This is a genomic window from Allorhizobium paknamense (assembly GCF_030815125.1).
GTDB classification, from domain to species: Bacteria; Pseudomonadota; Alphaproteobacteria; order Rhizobiales; family Rhizobiaceae; genus Allorhizobium; species Allorhizobium paknamense.
Genome location: NZ_JAUSWH010000003.1, coordinates 281,582 through 301,102, shown reverse-complemented (window position 1 = coordinate 301,102; position 19,521 = coordinate 281,582). Strand labels below are relative to the sequence as shown.

General features: G+C 60.2%; 16 protein-coding genes. 5 read left to right on the top strand and 11 right to left on the bottom strand.

Translation table 11 applies throughout. From position 1 onward, the window contains the following. The first annotated feature begins 57 nt into the window (after positions 1-57). Complete coding sequence (locus tag QO005_RS07265) at positions 58-1,383, top strand: HlyD family type I secretion periplasmic adaptor subunit (protein WP_307157326.1); 1,326 nt, start codon at positions 58-60, stop codon at positions 1,381-1,383. Positions 1,384-1,412: 29 nt separating this feature from the next. Here the strand turns inward: QO005_RS07265 and QO005_RS07260 are convergent, their stop codons facing one another. The 6 genes from QO005_RS07260 to ppdK form a co-directional block, all read right to left on the bottom strand. Next, positions 1,413-1,913, bottom strand: coding sequence for a TadE/TadG family type IV pilus assembly protein (locus QO005_RS07260; RefSeq protein WP_307157325.1), 501 nt, complete (start codon positions 1,911-1,913; stop codon positions 1,413-1,415). A gap of 173 nt (positions 1,914-2,086) precedes the next feature. Continuing rightward, positions 2,087-2,554 (bottom strand): TadE/TadG family type IV pilus assembly protein, encoded by a 468-nt coding sequence (locus QO005_RS07255; protein ID WP_307157324.1) that lies wholly within the window; start codon positions 2,552-2,554, stop codon positions 2,087-2,089. 100 nt (positions 2,555-2,654) lie between these two features. Further along, positions 2,655-3,998, bottom strand: a complete 1,344-nt coding sequence (locus tag QO005_RS07250) for a pilus assembly protein TadG-related protein (RefSeq protein WP_307157323.1) — start codon at positions 3,996-3,998, stop codon at positions 2,655-2,657. Positions 3,999-4,431: 433 nt separating this feature from the next. Further along, complete coding sequence (locus QO005_RS07245) at positions 4,432-5,406, bottom strand: hypothetical protein (RefSeq protein ID WP_307157322.1); 975 nt, start codon at positions 5,404-5,406, stop codon at positions 4,432-4,434. Between the two features lie 108 nt (positions 5,407-5,514). Beyond that, positions 5,515-6,927 (bottom strand): TadE/TadG family type IV pilus assembly protein, encoded by a 1,413-nt coding sequence (locus QO005_RS07240; protein ID WP_307157321.1) that lies wholly within the window; start codon positions 6,925-6,927, stop codon positions 5,515-5,517. Between the two features lie 197 nt (positions 6,928-7,124). Continuing rightward, positions 7,125-9,794 carry a pyruvate, phosphate dikinase gene (gene ppdK, locus QO005_RS07235; RefSeq protein ID WP_307157320.1) on the bottom strand — a complete coding sequence of 890 codons (2,670 nt, stop codon included), beginning with the start codon at positions 9,792-9,794 and terminating at the stop codon, positions 7,125-7,127. 371 nt (positions 9,795-10,165) lie between these two features. On the opposite strand from ppdK, the gene QO005_RS07230 reads away from it, so the two are divergent. Together QO005_RS07230 and QO005_RS07225 are read left to right on the top strand one after the other, a co-directional pair. After that, the gene (locus QO005_RS07230) at positions 10,166-10,669 is read left to right on the top strand and encodes an invasion associated locus B family protein (protein WP_307157319.1); all 504 of its coding nucleotides are present in this window, start codon (positions 10,166-10,168) and stop codon (positions 10,667-10,669) included. Between the two features lie 240 nt (positions 10,670-10,909). Continuing rightward, on the top strand, positions 10,910-11,452 hold the full coding sequence (locus QO005_RS07225; protein ID WP_307157318.1) for an SH3 domain-containing protein: 543 nt from the start codon (positions 10,910-10,912) through the stop codon (positions 11,450-11,452). On the opposite strand, the gene QO005_RS07220 is transcribed toward QO005_RS07225, so the two are convergent. The 4 genes from QO005_RS07220 to QO005_RS07205 all read right to left on the bottom strand — a co-directional run bounded on the left by QO005_RS07220 (position 11,442) and on the right by QO005_RS07205 (position 16,695). Then, positions 11,442-11,855: an Ivy family c-type lysozyme inhibitor gene (locus QO005_RS07220; protein WP_307157317.1), complete on the bottom strand. Its 414-nt coding sequence runs from the start codon at positions 11,853-11,855 to the stop codon at positions 11,442-11,444. The two genes, QO005_RS07225 and QO005_RS07220, sit on opposite strands and share 11 nt — an antisense overlap. Continuing rightward, positions 11,855-15,313 (bottom strand): chromosome segregation SMC family protein, encoded by a 3,459-nt coding sequence (locus tag QO005_RS07215; protein ID WP_307157316.1) that lies wholly within the window; start codon positions 15,311-15,313, stop codon positions 11,855-11,857. The genes QO005_RS07220 and QO005_RS07215 overlap by 1 nt, the downstream gene beginning before the upstream one ends. Positions 15,314-15,385: 72 nt before the next feature. Continuing rightward, positions 15,386-16,066, bottom strand: coding sequence for a DsbA family protein (locus QO005_RS07210; RefSeq protein ID WP_307157315.1), 681 nt, complete (start codon positions 16,064-16,066; stop codon positions 15,386-15,388). 131 nt (positions 16,067-16,197) lie between these two features. Beyond that, positions 16,198-16,695 (bottom strand): DUF721 domain-containing protein, encoded by a 498-nt coding sequence (locus tag QO005_RS07205; RefSeq protein ID WP_307157314.1) that lies wholly within the window; start codon positions 16,693-16,695, stop codon positions 16,198-16,200. A gap of 84 nt (positions 16,696-16,779) precedes the next feature. Between QO005_RS07205 and mutY the strand changes: the two genes are divergently transcribed. Both mutY and QO005_RS07195 read left to right on the top strand, forming a co-directional pair. Then, positions 16,780-17,880 (top strand): A/G-specific adenine glycosylase, encoded by a 1,101-nt coding sequence (mutY, locus tag QO005_RS07200; protein WP_307157313.1) that lies wholly within the window; start codon positions 16,780-16,782, stop codon positions 17,878-17,880. 5 nt (positions 17,881-17,885) lie between these two features. Continuing rightward, the gene (locus QO005_RS07195) at positions 17,886-18,494 is read left to right on the top strand and encodes an HAD family hydrolase (RefSeq protein WP_307157312.1); all 609 of its coding nucleotides are present in this window, start codon (positions 17,886-17,888) and stop codon (positions 18,492-18,494) included. Between the two features lie 58 nt (positions 18,495-18,552). Here the strand turns inward: QO005_RS07195 and QO005_RS07190 are convergent, their stop codons facing one another. Then, positions 18,553-19,443, bottom strand: a complete 891-nt coding sequence (locus tag QO005_RS07190; protein WP_307157311.1) for an Abi family protein — start codon at positions 19,441-19,443, stop codon at positions 18,553-18,555. Positions 19,444-19,521: the final 78 nt, after the last annotated feature.

Here is a 19,521-nt window from a genome sequence, read left to right as displayed (position 1 = left end):
CCGATGACGATGATGGCTTTCGCCGCCGCCGCATCATCGGTCAACAGGAGCCCAGCCATGGTCCTCATGACCCTTCCCACCCGCAAGCCCGCCTCCGCCTGGAACACGCGCGGCTATACCGCGCTCGGCTTTTGCACGCTGGCGGTGCTGGTTTTCGGCCTCGGCTTCTGGGGCGTGTTCACCACCATCAATGGCGCCGTGGTGGCCGGTGGCGCGGTGGAAGTGGAAACCAACCGGCAGGTGGTGCAGCACCAGACGGGCGGCATCGTCAAGGACATTCTGGTGAAGGAAGGCGACGTGGTGGTGCCGGGTCAGGTTCTGGTGCGCTTCGACGACAAGCTGGACCGGGCGGAATTCACCATTATCGAAAACCAGCTTTTCTCCCTGCTCGGCATGGCCGGACGGCTGAAGGCCGAGCAGATGAATGCCAGCAGCATCGAGTTCGATCCCGAACTGCTGCAAAGGGCTGAAACCGATGCCCATGCCCGCGATGTGGTGGACGGGCAGCGCACCCTTCTGGCCGCCCGTCATGAGAGCCGTGAAAAGCAGGTGGGGCAATTGCAGGAGCGCAAGCGCCAGACCGCCCAGCAGGTGGAGGGGTTAATTGCCAAGCGCGAGGCACTGAAGGAGCAGCGCCGGCTGATCGGCGAGGAACTGGAGGTTCAAAAAGCGCTGCTGAAGGACGGATTGACCCAGACCAGCAAGGTGATGACCCTGCAACGCTCCGCCGTGGAAGCCGATGGTGAGATTGCCACCACCGAAGCCAGTATCGCCGAAAGCCGCGCCAAGATTGCCGAAATCGAGATTGCCATTCTCAATGTCAGCAGTCAGGTGCGTGAGGAAGCCGTAACGCAATTGCGCGAAACCGAGGCGCAGATTGCCGAATTGCGCCAGAAGCGTGCCTCCTCGCTGGAAACGCTGAGCCGCACGGAGGTGACCGCGCCGGTGGGCGGCGTGGTCTTTGGCCTGAATATCCACGCGCTGCGCGCGGTGGTGCGCGCCGCCGATCCCATTCTCTACATCATTCCGCAGAATGTCGGGCTGGTGGTGACCACCAACATCGCGCCGAACGAAATCGATCAGGTCCATGTCGGGCAGAAGGCCGATCTGGTCTTCAGCGTCTTCGACCGCCGCCAGACCCCGGATATCCACGGCACGGTGGTGGAAGTTTCCGCCGATGTGTTCAACGACGAGAAGACCGGAAACAGCTTCTACAAGGCCAAGATCAAGCCGGATCAGGGCGAGATCGCCAGGCTTGGGGATGTGCAGGTCATTCCCGGCATGCCGGTGGAGGCCTTCATCCAGACTTCGGAACGCTCGCCCTTCTCCTATCTGGTCAAACCTTTGGCGCTCTATTTCAACAAGGCGTTCCGCGAGCGGTGAGTGGGGCTCCTCTGCAATGACTCCCTATATTATCCGGTATTGGTAATGGTGGTTGAGATACGCGGACGGAAAATCGCATCGCGGACGAAACTGTAGCTGCCATTGCCATAGAAGCTTTTGGCGAGGTCGGAGACGGACGTGGTCAAATTATATTCCACATGCACGGCCACCAGTTCATTGCTCTTGTCGATAATGGCGCCCGTCAGCGGATAGGGCCAGGGCGTGCCGCTTTTGAGAGGGTCGGTGCGATAGGCCCGCGTCCAGCTGACCAGCGGATTGCCATTGCTATCGAAATGGACGACGCCGATCATGATCCTCAGATTGCTGGTCTCAAACGGCGTGACGATGGCTGTGCCGCCGGTGATGACATTATCGACATCGCTGGACGGCCAGTTGGATTCCTGCGCAATCACATCGGCAAGCGTGGTTGCGAGCTTGTCGATCTTGCGGTTGACGATCAGCGCTTCGCCCAGATCCACCGTGCCCGCCAGCAACAGCAGCATCACGGGGACGAGAAGGGCGAATTCCACACCGGATTGCCCGGAACGGTCGGCAAGGAAGCGGCCAAAGCCTGAGCGCCACCGGCGTCTGGAGCATTTCCGTGAAAGGTGGAAACCGGTTCCCACTTTTCCTGGAAATGCTGTCCTGCCCTGCCGTAGGGACATTCGCCGCATGATCTGCCTGTCAAAAAAGAGCGTCATCATCAATTTCCGAAAGGTTCGTTGCGGAAGAGCACCGCTTCGGAGAGGACATAATTGCCGTTGACCACCGGATAGGGCTCCATGCCCAGCGCCGAGAGCAGGCTGGGCCAGGTGAGGAAGGCCTGGATGGACATGTAGGTTCTGGAATTGCCGGGATCGAAACTTTCCGGGATCAGCGCGATGGCGTCGGTTGCGGGATTGGCGAGCTGAACATCGGAGAAATTCTTCAGCACCGTGGTGGAGATCCTCAAGCTATGTTCGCAATCGAACTGCCAGGCCATGTTGTTGCAGACCTGCGTTTTAAAGTCTGCAAGCGTCCATTGCTCGCTATAGGCCTTGCCCAGCCGCACTGAGCGCGCCGCAGTGTCCAGGGCCGAATCCAGGGCGCTGGAGACGAAGAAGACCAGCGCCAGATCCAGAAGCGCAAACACCAGGATGCAGAAGGGCACGAGCAGAATGGCAAATTCCACGGCGGCGGCGCCGCTGGAGCATCGGAGCAAGACGCGGCATGCGCGGAAAGGCAAAACCGCTCTATTCGCTTTGCAGGAGGAGAGAAGCTTTTTCATCGGCTCAACTCGTCAGCCGCACTTTGAGCATGTAGTTCTTGAAAATCTTCGTCAGGCCACCCACGATCTCGTCCGGCGTGTTGGCCGAGACGAAGAGATCGGGGCTGGAGGCGCATTGCGACAGTGCGGTGGGAATATAATCCACCCGCTTCATGCTGCCGGCACCGCCAGCCAGCTTGCCCCGCCAGACGGAGACGAAACTGCTGCTGGCCATGGTCTTGTTCAGCGTGGCCATATAGCCGAAATCCTGGGGAATAGGCAGGTAGGTGGTATAGACCACGCCGATGCTGACGCCTTGGCTTTTCATATCCGCACACCAGTCCGGGTTCAGGGGGGTGATGACGGTTTGCAACTGATCGGCGGAGGTCGGCATGCGGTTGGCCCAGGTCACGTTCCAGACCCAGGGCCGCTCGGACTGAACCCCGTCCGTTATCATCAGCACCAGTTTCTTGGGTGTGCTGGAACTGTTGCCATCGCCCGCCGAACCGACAATTTTCCCAAGCGCGGGCAACGACCAGTCGAAATAGGATTGCGAATCGGAGGTGGCGCTGGTGGTGCCGCTGGTGTCGTCCTTCAGCAGCTTGCGGCTGGCATCCGTGGAAAAGCCGGGCGTACTGACCTGCTTGGCGGTCTGGCCGAGGAGATAAAGACCGTTGCGGATACGCTCATGTTTCGGATCGGCGCTGTCGATCAGGTCGAGCACATCGCCCACCGCCTCCAGCGCCACATCGGTTCTGAGCTGCACCCCCATGGCGCGCGCCAGAAGATAGGCATTCTTATAGGTCGCGCCCTTGTAGGTATAGGTCGTGCCATCGCCGGAGTGGCAGGCAAAGGCGCATTTGGCATCCGAGGCATACATCTGGTCCTGCCCCGCCTTGGTGGCCGCCAGCAGCATGGAGGCGGATTTATCCAGTGCGAAGTAGACGTTGAGATATTGTTTCGTCGGACCCTGCACGGAGGAATTGACGGTAATATCCAGGCTGTTCACCCCGAAAATCCCGGCAATAGAGGTGGGAACGGTTGTCGAGGCCGTGGCATTGATCATCATGGTGGCGGGATCGAGCGAAAGATCGCCGAGGGTAAAGCTTTGCAGCTCACCATAGCTGTTGGCCTGCATCCAGCTCTGCACCTTGGCCTGCAGTGCTGCGATATTGCCGCTGTCGATATCGCCGACGGCATTCAAGAGCGCTGCGTCCAGCCTCGTTTGCAATTGTGTGCGGATATTATAGGCCCGCGCATAATCGATGCTGATGCCGACCGCGCCGATCAAGGGCACCGCCAGCAAGGCGAAGGTTATGGCAATATTGCCGCTACTGTCCGCCAGAAGTGCTGCCGCTGCTGATCGCATGGTTCGCGCTTTTACAAAAAAGCATCCCCATGGAACCGCGCGGGTTTCTTCCAGAAGTTTTTTTAGAGCATCAATATATAATACATGTCCCCACATGATAGTTCATTGCCCCGAACTACATTAGAATTATTTGATAGTAATTCTAAGACAATATTCGTTAACATCACAATAAAACTCGAATTTCAAATTTTATATTAGATTTTTCGATAAATCATTACCTCATAATTGTACCTATATCAAATACAACCGAAGTAGATTTCGGAGAAACAGGAAAATCGCCGTTTTATTTCGAAATACCGTATTTCGAACTATGACAGGCTGATGACTCTACTGGAAACAGAGGGTTGCGACAGCAGGATAGGCCGTATCAAACCTGTCATGCAGACAGGTGCAAGCGGCTTCTCGTTGCCTGTAGAAGATCAGGGGCCGGAGATCAGGGGCCGATCTTCGGCATCTTGAGGCTGTCGAAAACCGAAGGCGCATTGGGGTCGGCCTGCGGTTCTTCCTCGTCATCCGGCAGCAGGCCATCCGATTGCATGGTGCCGTAGGCGCCCTTGTCCTGCAGGGCGGGGTTGGGCGAGCCTGCCGGTGTTTCAGCCCCGAGATCGAGCGGCGGTTGCGCCTTGATGGGCAGCGGCACGTAGAGAGAAACGGTAACGATGACCGCGATGACAATGAGCCAGCTGCCGAGAATGCGCGCCGGAATGATAAGCCATGGCCCCCGGAAGCACCGCAGCAGAAAGGCCGGGGCGAGGATGATCCACAGCGCTGACATCACCGATGCGATGGCAAAGGACGGGATACCCACCCCGAAATCATCGAGCCCCAGGAAGAGCGAAAAGGAAAAGCCCACCACCATGGCCGCCACGGCCACGGCGCGACCCCGCCATTTGCCTCTCAGCCAGAGGCTTGCCCCCGTGGAGGCCACCGCTACCGGGGCCACCAGATAAAGCAGGCCCCCCAACGCGCTGTCGCGGATCAGCGCAAAGATACCGTCGAAGAACAGCAGCATCGGCACCAGAACGGCGAGAAACAGCCCGATGGTGATGGCAAATTGCCGGCGCGTTTCCATTTGGGCCACCGCCACAGCAATGCCCAGCATGGCCAGCACGAGGTCGTAGACCGAGAAGGTAAACAGCGCCCCCAGCTCGGTGAAGCCGTAATCATGAGGGAAAGCCTGCGAAACCAGCAGCAGAAACAGGCCAAAACCGGCAAACAGCGCTGCCGCCTTGAAACGATCCTGCCGCATCACCGCCCGTATCCACGCCTTGCGCGCCGTCGCCGCCGCCATCTGCGGCTCCGCCCCGCGCCGTGCCGGAACAGATGCGCTTTCCGGCGGCCTGCCCTTCTGGCGGCGCTTGCGGGAGGTCTGGGAGCCGGTCTGGGGCTTCATGGACTGCGGGCTCATGGGCGGCCTGTCTTTGCTGCGTCAGACCCGCCCTATTTCATAAATGAGGCGATTTGTCACCGCCGGTCAGCAAGGTCTGCCAACGGGCATGTCCAATGACCCTTGATATTACTGGGTCAGCCGTGCCCAGCCCGAGACGAGATTGGCGGCGAGATTTTCATAGACCGTCTGAATATTCGTCGTAGACGCACTATAGGCATAGCTGGTGCCGCTGGAGCATTTCTTCAGATTGGTGACATCGGCATCAGAACTGTAGGAAATGGTGAAGATCTCGATCCCGGCGCTCTTGATGTTCTGGCAGGTGGCCAGAAAGATTTCCGTGGCCTTGCTATCGCAACTGTCGCTCTGATTGTTGACGCAGAGCCAGTCCAGCTTGGTGCTATCGCCGTTTTCACCCCATTTGGTGTTCATTTCACCATCGGTCATGAAGATGATGACCTTGCGCAGCGAGTTTGAATAGTCCTGCGGCGCCGTGCCGCCCCAGGCGGTGCGCCATTGCGGCGAGAGCGAATACCAGCCCGCCACCACACCGGCATCAAGGCGTGTCGAACCTTCCGAGGTCAGCTTGCTCACCGCCGTCTGCAGGCCGGTAAAATCATTGGTGAGGCCGATCATCGGCGGCGGACAGTAGCTGAACTGGCCCTTTGCACCGGGATTATCGTCCATGGCGACGAAGCCCAGGGTCGAGGGTGGCGCATCATTGGTGGAAAGGCTGGTATAGCTGCCCTTTTCATACATCTCCACGTCGGCGCGGGGCTCTATACAGCCTGCCCAATAGTAATTCGGCTTGGACGTATAGGCGTAGCGGGTGACGCCATCCACCCAGGTGGAAAGTGTATACTTGGAATCGCTGTAATAGGAGCTCATATTCTTCCAGCGACTCGGCACGGCGGCGTTGCTTTCATAGGCGCGCAGCCAGCTGGTGCGGGCCATGCCGATATTGACGCGGCTGGAAAAGGGCACGATGGCGATACGGGCGTGCTCTGCCGCCGCCGTGTTGTTGGAAAAGCTCTTGAGAAAGCTCAGCACCGCCTGCTGCATCGGCGCAAAACGGCCCTGCTCGATCATCGAACTGGAAACATCGAGAACCAGCGACACTTCCAGATCCTGCTGACCGATGGACGAGCAGGATTGCGCTGTCACAGGCACGCTGTTGATCGAGGCGATCTGCATGAAGGTGGTTTCCACCGACTGCTGCACCGTGACGCAAAGCTCATTGCCTGCGGAATTGATGGTGGGGCCGGAAACGCGCGTCAGGCTGCTGCCGCCATTGGCCTTGAGATAGACATCGATCTGATCGGCGATGGTGGAAAGGCTGGTGGAGCGGCTATAGGCTGCGGATGCGGCCAGCACGGCGGAATCGGCTGCCGTCTGGGCGTTGATCTTGGAATTATAAGCGCGGCTCAGATCAATAGCCACGCCCACCGCCAGAAGCAGCGGCACCATCAGGAAAGCGGAGATCATCCCGAAATTGCCGGAGCGATCTCGCAGCAAACGCAGAAACAGAGGATGAAACCGCATGAACCCTTGTCCTTGAACGACCTGTTCGGCTGACGCGGCACGAGAATGCCCTGCGCCAATGATTGTTTATCAGAGCTTAACGCTCCTCATCCGAGCGTTTCAGCTTGGTCAGTCATAGAACAAGGGATGTAAAGGAACTGGAAAATAACCGGTAAAATTGTCAATAAATGACAGTTATCAATTATAAACGCACACACTCATTCAATCGAGCCGCGAATAGCGGCCTGCGCGGCGGAAAGACGGGCGATCGGCACGCGAAACGGCGAACAGGATACATAGTCCAACCCGATTTCCTCACAGAAGTGGATGGAGGCGGGATCGCCGCCATGTTCACCGCAAATGCCGAGCTTCATGTCCGGTCTTGTGCGGCGGCCCCGCTCGGCGGCGATACGGATCAACTCCCCAACTCCGTCGAAGTCGAGCGAGATGAAGGGGTCGCGCTCGATGATACCCTTGCGCTGATAGGTCGGCAGGAAAGCGCTGGCATCGTCGCGCGACATGCCGAAAGTGGTCTGCGTCAGGTCATTGGTGCCGAAGGAGAAGAATTCCGCCGCCTCGGCAATCACATGGGCGCGAAGCGCGGCGCGCGGCAGCTCGATCATCGTGCCAACGAGGTAGGAAATGTGCAGCCCCCCCTCCTCCATCACTTCGCTCGCCACCCGCTCGATTGCGGCCTTGACGTAATCCAGCTCCGAGCGCAGGCCGACCAGCGGCACCATGATTTCCGGCTCCACCGGCGCGCCGGTTTCCTTGCCCGCAGCAATGGCGGCTTCGAAAATGGCGCGCGCCTGCATTTCGGCGATTTCCGGATAGGAGATCGCCAGCCGGCAGCCGCGATGGCCGAGCATCGGGTTGAATTCATGCAGGGCAGAAACGCGCTCGGCCAGTTGCCGGGGTTCCATGCCCATGGCCTGCGCCACCTCGGCGATTTCCTTGGCCGTCTTCGGCAGGAATTCGTGCAGCGGCGGGTCCAGCATGCGGATTGTCACCGGAAGACCGTGCATGATCTTGAACAGTTCGGTAAAATCCTCGCGCTGCATCGGCAAAAGCTTGTCGAGCGCGGCCCGGCGGCCCGCCTCGCTCTCGGCCAAGATCATGTCCCGCATGACGTGAATACGGTCACCCTCGAAGAACATGTGCTCGGTGCGGCAAAGCCCGATGCCTTCCGCACCGAAGGAGCGCGCCGCCCGCGCATCGGCGGGCGTATCGGCATTGGTGCGGATGGTCATCCGCCGTGCCTTGTCGGCCCATTCCATCAGCCGGGCAAAATCGCCGGAAAGCTCCGGCTGCATCATCGGTACCGCCCCTTTCAGCACCTGGCCGGAGGTGCCGTCGATGGTGATGACATCGCCCTTCTTCAGCTTGACGCCGAGCCCGAGCAGGAAGCCGTTGCGCAGGTCGATGCGCATGGAGCCCGCGCCGACCACGCAGGGAATGCCCATGCCGCGCGCCACCACCGCCGCATGGCTGGTCATGCCGCCACGGGTGGTCAGCACCGCTTCCGCCGCATGCATGCCGTGAATATCCTCGGGGCTGGTTTCCACCCGCACCAGAATGACCTTGCGGCCCTCATCCTCGGCGATGACCGCATCCTCGGCGGTAAACACGATCTCGCCAGTCGCCGCCCCCGGCGAGGCCGGAAGGCCGGTGCCGATCACCTCGCGGCTCACGCGCGGATCGATAGTCGGGTGCAGGAGTTGGTCCAGCGAGGCGGGATCGATGCGGCTCACCGCCTCTTCCTCGGTGATCACGCCCTCTTCCACCAGATCGACGGCGATCTTCATCGCCGCCTTGGTGGTGCGCTTGGCATTGCGGGTCTGCAGCATCCACAGCTTGCCGCGCTCGATGGTGAATTCCACATCCTGCACATCGCGGTAGTGACGCTCCAGCCGGGCGCAGATGCCGGCAAATTCCGCAAACACCTCCGGCATCAGCTTTTCCATCGATGGCTTGTCGGAGCCGGATTCGCGCCGGGCCTGTTCGGTAATGGCCTGCGGGGTGCGAATGCCCGCCACCACATCCTCGCCCTGCGCATTGACGAGGAACTCGCCGTAGAGCGCCTTTTCCCCCGTCGACGGATTGCGGGTGAAGGCGACGCCCGTTGCGGAAGCGGAGCCGAGATTGCCGAAGACCATGGCCTGGATATTCACTGCCGTGCCGATATCGCCAGGGATATTGTGCAGCATGCGATAGGTGACGGCGCGATTGTTCATCCATGAGGCAAAGACGGCGCTGACCGCGCCCCAGAGCTGCACCTGCGGATCTTCGGGAAAGGGTTCGCCCAGTTCCTCCTCGATGACCTGCTTGTAAAGCCCGGTCAGATGCCGCCAGTCTTCCGCCGCCATGTCGGTATCGTATTCGATGCCGAGACGGGCCTTTTCATCCTCCAGGATTTCGGCAAAAACCTCGTGATCGAGGCCCAGCACCACATCGCCATACATCTGGATAAAGCGGCGATAGCTATCCCAGGCAAAGCGCTCGTCGCCCGATACGGCGGCCAGACCCTCGACGGTGGCCGCATTCAAGCCGAGATTGAGCACCGTATCCAGCATGCCCGGCATGGAGGATCGCGCCCCGGAGCGCACCGACAGCAGCAGCGGATTGGCGGCATCGCCAAAGCGGCGGCCGGACATCGTCTCGATCTGCGTCAAGGCGGAGGCCACTTCGGCCTTCAACGCGTCCGGCAGGCTGCGGCCATGGGCGTAAAAATGCGAGCAGGCATCGGTCACGATCGTCATGCCCGGCGGCACCGGCAGGCCAAGGGCTGCCATTTCAGCCAGATGCGCGCCCTTGCCGCCCAGGAGATCCACATCTCCGGCGCCGCCCTCGGCCTTTCCGTCGCCGAAGGTGTAAACCCACTTTCGCATCTTGACCCTCTTCCCCATCCCGGCCGTCCCACCAGGTTCTGCAAATCAGTTTACCTGCAAAACATGATGACCTTCAACTCTATACCGCATTGCAGCATTATTACGGCATGGCTGTATCGTCATTTTTGCTACACCGTGGGATCGGCACATGCGCGGCGGCATCTTTCATGCGCCGCGCCGCATCGATGGCCAAAATGCGACAGAAATATGGGTTGAAAGCCTATTCGTTTCAGCAGCCTAACAAATTATGTCGCAAATAGCTCAACCGATTGTGAAGGGAAATTAACGCTTCGGCAACTTTATCGGCAGTCCTTTGGGGTATGACCGGTTCTTGCTGACCGCCACCAAAAAGACGAAAGGAGCCGACCTTCATGTCATCCCTGCAAACCATTCTCCTGACCCTTGCCCTTCTGAGCTTTTCCGCCAGCATTGCCTCCGCAGCGCCGAAAATGGTCAAGCAGTTCGACCATTGGGGCCTGTTTTCCTACAAAAGCGGTGGCCGCACCGTGTGCTACGTGCTGTCCGTGCCGGTGAAGGAAGATCCGGTGGGCGTGGATCATGGCAAGAATTTCTTTCTGATCGCGCCGAAATCCGGAGCCGGCGGCTCCTATTATCCGCAGGCGGTGCTGGGCTATACCGCCAAGCCGGGATCGACGATTCGCGTTACTGTCGATGGCGATCATTTCGACATGCTGCCGAAGGACAATGTCGGCTGGACGCGGCAGGAGGCCGATGACAAGCGGGTGGTCGCCGCCATGCAGGCCGGCTCTGACCTCAAGGTGGAGGCCACCTCCCGCCGGGGGACGCAGACCCGCTACACCTATTCCCTGAAAGGCGTAACGGCAGCGCTGAAACAGGCGGCGGCCTGCCGGTGATACGATGAGTCATTGAAAATGACTCATCCTATTCCTTTTTCGAATATCTCAAGCCTCTGACGAAATTGAGATATTCGAAATCTCTTCAAGGCGAGGATGCGTTAGAGCATTTCCAGGAAAAGTGGGAACCGGTTTTACGTCCGGAAATGCGAAAAACAAAGAGTTAGAGCGTTTCACTGTTTCCGTGAAATAATGAAACGCTCTAGCATCTTCGAGCCTTGGTATAAAGGACCCATGCCGATGCGGCATCCCCTGCGGTTTTTCCTGGCTCTTGCGCTTGCCGGGCTGTGCGGCATAGCCCCTGCGGCAAGCGAGGCGATGGTCATGAGGCAAAAGGGCCGGGAAACCGGCTTTCCGGTGCCGCGCTTCGTCTCGCTCCGGTCGGATCAGGCGCGGATGCGCGTCGGCCCCTCCACCGATTACCCGATCCGCTATGTCTATCACGCCAAGGGCCTGCCGCTGGAGATCCTCGATGAATATGGCCACTGGCGGCTGGTGCGCGACAGCGACGGCGCCAGCGGCTGGATGATGGCGCCGCTGCTCTCCAGCCGCCGCACCGGGCTGGTGGCCCCCTGGATCAAATCGAAAGGCGCCCTCATCAATCTTCTGGCTTCGCCCTCCGCCTCCGCCCGGGTGGTGGCGAAACTGCAGCCGGAGGTGCGGATCGTGCTGCGCCATTGCGATGGCAAATGGTGCGCCGTCTCCCTGCTGGAGCAAAGCGGCAGGGGCTATCTGCCGCAGGCTTCCGTCTGGGGTGTCTATCCGGGGGAGTTTATTGAATAGGCAGCGGCTGCAGCGCCGCTTTTTCCTGAGGCGTCGGATCGCCGAGAAACACCACGCCCAGGGCATTATCCTGAATGCGCATCACCACATGCTTGCCATCGGCGGAGTAAAGCAGACGGATGGCGCTTTCATCGCAGCGCTTGAACTGGCAGGCGGGGAAAAGCTGCATGGGCTTGCCCTCCACATCCTTCTGTTCGGAGGCAAGGGTAATGTAATTATCCGCCACGATCATGTTGCGCACCCAGGTGGGAATGCCCTGCCTGCCGCGGATCAGCGCATTGAGACTATCGCGATGCGGCTTGGAGGTTTTCACCACCTGCGCCAGGAAATTGCCGGAGAGGCTTTCGGCAAAAGCGGGCATGGGCAGCGTCAGGGCCAGCAGAATGACGGGCCATCGCCGCATCACACCGCCTCCCGCAGGGCTTCCGCCGTTTGCAGGTCCACCGAAACCAGTTGCGACACGCCCTGCTCGGCCATGGTGACGCCGAACAGCCGGTTCATCCGCGCCATGGTGATGGGGTTGTGGGTGATGATGACGAAGCGGGTTTCCGTGGAGGCGGCCATTTCATCCATCAGGTTGCAATAGCGTTCGACATTGTGGTCGTCGAGCGGGGCGTCCACCTCGTCCAGCACGCAGATCGGCGCGGGATTGGTGAGGAAGACGGCAAAGATCAGCGCCATGGCGGTGAGCGCCTGTTCGCCGCCGGAGAGCAGCGTCATGGTCTGCGGCTTCTTGCCGGGCGGGCGGGCAAGGATTTCCAGCCCCGCATCCAGCGGATCGTCGCTTTCGATCAGTTGCAGTTCTGCCGTGCCGCCGTTGAAAAGATGGGTGAAGAGCCGCTGGAACTGGGCATTGACCACATCGAAAGCCGCCACCAGCCGCTCTCGGCCTTCGCGGTTCAGGCTCTGGATGGCGCCGCGCAGCTTCTTGATGGCATCGATAATGTCATCCCGCTCCTTGATGAGGTGGGCGAGTTTTTCCGAAAGTTCCTTCTGCTCTTCATCGGCGCGCAGGTTGACCGCGCCCAGCCGTTCGCGCTCCATTTTCAGCCGGTCCAGTTCGCGCTCCACCTCGCGCAGATCCGGCAAGGGCTGCTCGGGCTTGAGCCCGGTCAGGCGGAAGGCCTCATGCGGCGGCACGTTCAGCGCTTCGAGAATGCGGGCCTCGCCTTCCTTGCGGCGCTCACGGGCGGAGATCAGCCTTTCCTCGGCGCGGCCCCGGCGTTCGCGGCTTTCAGCCAGCGCCGAAAGCGCGGTGGCGGCAGCCTGATCGGCCTCGCGCTGCGCGGTTTCGGCCTCCGCCAGCCGGTCACCGGCATCGCGGCGGGATTTTTCGGCCTTTTCCAGCTCGGCCATCAGCAGACGGCGCCTTTCATCGAATTCGTCGGGTGCGGCTTCCAGTTCCAGCAATTCCTCGCGGGCCTCTTCCTCGCGGTCCTTCAGCGTATGGATATGCTCTTCAGTGCTGCGGGCGCGCTCGCCCCAGGTCTGGCGCTCCTGTTTTATGGCGAGAATACGCCGCTGCCGCTGGTCGTTTTCGCGGGCAAAGCCTTCATGGCGGGCACGGGTTTCGGCAACCTGGGCGCGGCCAATGGCCTGTTCCTGGCGCAGCGCGTCCAGCCGCTGGTCCAGCGCCGTCAGATCGGCCTGATCGGCAAGGGCAATCTGGGCTTCCTCGGTCAGCGCTTCCGCTTCCTCGATCTGGTCGCGCAGGCCCTTTTGCGCCTCTTCCACCACGGCGCGGCGGCGCAGCAGATCGCCGGAGGCGCGTTCTGCCGCCGTCAATGCTTCGCGCGCTTCCGAAAGCTTGCGGGCGGCCATGCGCTGGCGGTCGCGTGCCTCCGCCAGAGATGCCTCGGCAGCGGTGATGGCCTCGCGGCGTTCGGAAAGCGCCGCTTCCGCCTCCTCCAGCACGATGCGGGCTTCCTCGGCCTCGCCTTCCAGTTCGGCCAGCCGATTTTTCTGGGCAAGGCGAAGGGCCGCCGCACTCGGCGCTTCCGAACCGGTGACATGACCATCCCAGCGGACAATCGCGCCCTCCTTCGTCACCAGCCGCTGCCCCGGCTGCAATTGCGGCATCAGGCGGCGGGCGGTCTCAAGATCGGTCACGCCGATCTGCTTCAACCTGCGGGCAAGGGCGGCGGGAGCCTGAACATGGGCAATCAGCGGCGTGATCCCGGCGGGAAGTGCCGGATCGTCCCCATCCGGCCCTGGCATGGACCAATAGGCGGGCGCCTTGTCATTCAGCGGGCTTTCCAGATCATCGCCAAGGGCCGCCCCCAGCGCCGTCTCGAAGCCGCGTTCCACCGTCAGCTCTTCGGCGACGGGAGAAAATTCGCCCGCCGTGGTGGAGGCGAGCATCCGGGCAATGGTTTTGGCCTCGGTTTCCAGCGCGGAGAGCCGGGTGCGAGCGGCATCCACCGGGCCACGGCTCATGGCCTCGGCACGGCGGGCCTCGTTCAAACCGTCTTCCGTCTCGATGACCTGCGCTTCGGCCTCTTCCACCGCAAATTCGGCCGCCTCCACCGCCTCGCGCCTTTCCTCCGGGTCGGGAAGGCTGGCAAGCTTTTCGGCCAGGCCCTGCAATTCGCGGCCCGCCTCATCGGCCTGCCGCTCCAGCCGCAGGCGCTTGTCGGCAAGATCGCGCAGCGCCCGTTCCAACTGGTTGCGACCGGCGGCGGCTTCTGCCCGCTCGGCGGTGACGGCGGCAAAGGCTTTTTCCGTCTCGGCAAGGCTGGCGGCGGCCTCCTCGAAGGCGATCTTCAGCTCTTCCGCCTCTTCACCGGACTCCGCCAGAAGCGCCTGCAATTCGCTCTCCTCGCCTTCAAGACGGGCGAGAACCTCGGCATTGTCGGAAACCAGCCGCTCCTCGCGGGCAATATCCTCACCCAGTTGCGAGAGCCGCCGCATCAGCTCGTCCCGGCGCTTGAACAGGCGACCGGCATCTTCTTCCAGCTGGCTGCGGGCAATTTGCAGGCGTTGCAGGGCGGCAGCGGCTTTGGCTTCCTCCTCACGCAGTTCCGGCAGCTTCAGGCTGGAAATCGCCTGATGTTTTGCGGTTTCCATCTGCGCCTGCGCCCGTTCGGCCACCAGCGAGGTCGCTTCGTTCAGCGCGCTCTCGGCCTCGGCTTCGGCCTGTTTCGCTTCCGTCCAGCGGATATGCAGCAGCATGGCATCGCGGGCGCGGATATCGGCGGAAAGCATTTTGAAGCGGTTGGCCTGCCGGGCCTGCCGCTTCAGGCTTTCGATCTGGCTTTCAAGCTGGGCGACAATATCCTCCAGCCGCTCCAGATTGGTCTCGGCGGCACGCAGCCTCAGTTCCGCCTCGTGGCGGCGTGAATGCAGGCCGGAAATGCCCGCGGCCTCTTCCAGCAATTGTCGCCTTGCCTGCGGCTTGGCCTGGATCAGCTCGCCGATGCGCCCCTGCCCCACCATGGAAGGCGAGCGCGCGCCGGTGGAGGCATCGGCAAACAGCAATTGCACATCCTTGGCGCGGGCTTCCTTGCCATTGATGCGGTAGACCGAGCCGTTTTCCCGCTCGATGCGGCGCGACACCTGAATTTCATCGGCATCGTTGAAGTTTGCAGGCGCGGTGCGGTCGGAATTATCGAGAAAAAGCTGCACCTCCGCCGAGTTGCGGGCGGGGCGATTGCCGGAGCCGGAAAAGATCACGTCGTCCATGCCGGAGGCGCGCATGTTCTTATAGGAATTTTCCCCCATCACCCAGCGCAGCGCCTCGACAAGGTTGGACTTGCCGCAGCCATTTGGCCCGACCACACCGGTCAGGCCCTTTTCGATGATGAATTCCGTGGGCTCCACGAAGGATTTGAAGCCCACCACCCGCAGCTTGGTGAACTTCATAATGCCAAACCTTCAAACGCAAAAAAGGGCGCACGGCTTTCGCCGTCGCCCTTTGCCATCGGCAAGACCGGATCAGAGCAGGCTGTCGATGAGCGCCGACATGGAGTCAACCGGCATGTCTCCCGTATAGACCTTGCCATTGATGATGAAGGTTGGGGTGGAATTGACGCCGAAATCCTTTGCACCCCGGTCCCGAACTGCCGTCACATCAGCGGCAAGCTGGGCGTTCGTCAAGCAGGAATTGAAGCTTTCCTGTGAGAAACCGGCCATTTTCGACATTTGCAGCATGGCGCCCTTCACATCGCCATCGGCGGGCGCGGCCCAGGCGCGCTGCTGCTTCAGGAACATGGTGATGAAGGGATAATACTGATCCTTCGGCGCGCAGCGGGCCAGCATGAAGGCTGCCGTTGCGGAGGGGTCGAAGGGGAATTCGCGGAACACGAAGTAAACCTTGCCGGTATCGATGTATTTTTCCTTGATGGCATCGAAGGTGGTGGCGTGGAAATGGGCGCAATGCGGGCAAGTCATCGAGAAATATTCAACGATCTTCACCGGCGCATCCGGCTTGCCCAGCGCCTGTTCCGGCAGATTGCCGGGCTTCAGCACGGCAGTCATATCGACATCGCGCTCGGCCTTCGGCACATCCGCGGCAAGGGCAGGCCCCGCGAGGGAAACGGCCGCAGCACCCGTGGCAGCGGCGGCAATGCCCGCCAGAAGACGGCGCTTGGTCAAGGTCAGTTCGAAATTCGCCATGGATACACCCGGTCTCAGCGTTGACTTTCTTTGCCTTATAGCGGGCACACATGGCGAAACAAGGCCAGGCGAACCGCCGGTCATAACTCTTATGTGAGAAATAGGCGGTTTCGATGCAAATTAAATAATGGTCATTTGTTCTTGCGCGCCAGAACGCCGCGGCCCAGTCTTTCGATGGCGCGCTTGAGATTGTCGCTCTCGATACCCTCCGTCATCCGGGCAAGGCGCTTTTCCTCCACCGCATCCAGCCGCCGCAGCCTTGGCCGGTTGGCATGGGTATTGGACACCGGCTTCTGCACGATGCGGATCTGGCCGATCGCGGGATAGCCGAAGAAGCCGTTGATGCGGGCAATCAATTCGCCCTGGGCGTGATTGAGGAAAAGCGCCCGTGCACCCTCGCAGGCAATGGTGAGAACGCCGGGGCGGTGTCCCACCTCCTGCCCGGCATAGTCCCGCCTCGGCCAGACAATCTTTTCCGGCCGTGTGCAATCGGCAAAATCGGCGCCCGCAATCTCATCCCAGGAACTGAGGAGTGCTGTGGAAATGCCCGCACGGCGCGCAATCACCGGATCGATGATGCCATTGGCCAGTTCCGAAATCTGGCTGGCGCCTTTTCTGTAACCGGCCATCGGGAAAATCCATCCCACCCTTGCTGGAATCTTTGATTCGCTTAGATATAGCGCGGTTTACAGCGCAACGGCAAATGATCGAGTGTGAAAAAGCTTATTCAACCCAAAGATGAATCCCGTCTCGCAGGCGCGCTTCTCGTCTGGTATGACCGCCACCACCGCGATCTTCCGTGGCGCATCTCGCCGCCCATGGCGAAAAAAGGTGTGAAGCCTGATCCCTATCACATCTGGCTTTCCGAGGTGATGCTGCAGCAAACCACGGTGCAGGCGGTCAAACCCTATTTCCAGAAATTCCTCGCCCGCTGGCCGAAGGTGACGGATCTGGCCGCCGCGCCCAGCGAGGACGTGATGGCCGCCTGGGCCGGGCTTGGCTATTATGCCCGCGCCCGCAACCTGAAAAAATGCGCCGAAGCGGTGGCGACAGAGCATGGCGGTGTCTTTCCCGACAGCGAAGAGGGATTGCGCGCGCTTCCCGGCATTGGCGATTATACCGCAGCCGCTGTCGCCGCCATTGCCTTCAACCGGCAGGCGGCGGTGATGGATGGCAATGTCGAGCGGGTGATCTCCCGCCTTTATGCCATTGCCGATCCCCTGCCCGGTTCCAAACCGCAAATGAAAGCGAAGGTGGCGGCGCTCACCCCCGCCGACCGTCCCGGCGATTTTGCCCAGGCGATGATGGATCTGGGGGCGACGATCTGCACCCCGAAACGGCCCGCCTGTTCGCTCTGTCCCTTCCGCGATGATTGTCTGGCGCTCAGCGCCCATGACCCGGAGCTTTTTCCGGTCAAGGCCGCGAAAAAGGCAAAGCCGGTGCGGCTGGGGGCGGCCTTCGTGGCGGTGGACGGCATGAACCGCATTCTCCTGCGCCGCCGCCCGGACAAGGGCCTTCTGGGCGGCATGACGGAGGTGCCGACAACGGAATGGACCGCCCGCATCGATGGCGACGACACCGAAGCCAGCGCGCCTTTTACCGCAGCATGGCAGGCAAAGGGCGTGGTCACCCATGTCTTCACCCATTTCGAACTGAGGCTTTCGGTGTTCTTCGTCGAAAATGTGAAGGGCTTTGCAAACTCCCATCACGAATGGTGGGAACCCATTGCAAATCTTGAAGAACAGGCGCTTCCCACCGTGATGAAAAAAGCTATTGTCGCGGCCATTCCAGAAGCATTCACACCTGCGAGGTAATATTCATGGCCGAGATCCGGCACATCGTTTTCGATATCGGCAAGGTGCTGATCCACTACGATCCGAACCTGCCCTTCAGCCGGATCATTCCCGATGAGGCGGAACGGCAATGGTTCTTTGCCAATGTCTGTACCCATGAATGGAACCTCGAACAGGATCGCGGCCGCAGCTGGACCGATGCGGAAGCCCTGCTGATTGCGGAGCATCCCGAGCGCGAAGCGCATATCCGCGCCTTCCGGAAACATTGGCGCGAAATGGTGCCACATGCCTATGAGGGCACGGTGGAGATCTTCAAGGGCCTGATCGATGAAGGCCGCGACGTGACCATGCTCACCAATTTCGCCGCCGACACCTTTACCGAGGCCCGCGAGATCTTCCCCTTCCTCAACCTGCCGCGCGGCGTGACCGTCTCCGGCGAAATCGGCCTGATCAAGCCGGATGTGGCGATCTATGAGCGCCATGCCCGGGATTTTGATCTTTCCCCGGCACACGCCATCTTCATCGATGACAGCGTGGCGAACGTTGAGGGCGCAAAACTTGCCGGCTGGCAGGCGGTGCATTTCGAAAGCCCGGAAAAGCTGAAGCGTGATCTTCAGGCTTACGGCTTGATTTAGAGCATCGTCACGGAAGGCATTCCGCGAGATTTTGTCATCCGGGCGGGTGAGAGAGGACTCACCAGCCTGGATTTCTCTGCCAGCCTGCTGAAAAGCCAACCTCCTCCGGCGAAATCTGAGGGAAGCGGGCAAACAGAGCTTGAAGATCGGCTTTCCAGCCATTGGGAAGCCGTGTGACGGTTTGCATGTAGTTCATGACCGTCGCCGCAGCATAAAGACTGTGTGGATCATCAAACAGGAGATTGCGCTCCTTGCAATTTTGCGGCCCCGCAGCAAAGCGATGTCCCAGCAGCCGCCCATGATGGGCCACAGTGTTGCGCACGATTGTCAGACAATGCAGCCAGCTTGCAAAAACATCTGGCTGATTGACCTTGAAACGCACAGATATGGCTCTCTTATCGGTCTCATTCCGCAAAGACTTATAGGTTTTGGACCACATCGCGAAGGATACGCATTCCGCAACCGCCCAGCTCGGGGGCAGGTAGGGCTCTGAAAACTTCGTGGCATAGTTGCTGACAAAGGCCGTTGCCTTCGCACGGTCTACCTCATGCTCGATCTGGTTGATCAAGCGCCCGAGAGACCAGTCATGTGTTTGCCGGAAGAGTTCGTGCTTCAGAAACCAGTGAGGGCCATAGGTATCGCTGAGATGATTGGCCATTGTGGTCCGAACAGCCGTTTCAAGCCTTGTGATGACGGTGAAGGTCAAGGCTCGCAGTTGACGGTCAAATTCATACCGGTCCGCTATATGTTGAAATCGGTAACCAGCAGGAAAGTGCTTTGTCTCACCATCCAGAACATGAAAATAATAGCCTTTAAGGCGATACCCGCCAACAAAGGTAAGATAGGAAAGCGCAAACTGCCTGTCCTCAACCAGCAATCCCCTGCATTCAAGCTTTGCGAGAAGCTCGGCAGGCGAAAACGAATTTTTTACAAACGGAATTTTGGACACTAAAAACCCGCCTTTTGCACGGCTTCTTGCGAAGCACACTCTCCTTAGAGAGCACGTGTGGCGGGTCTTGTTACCAAA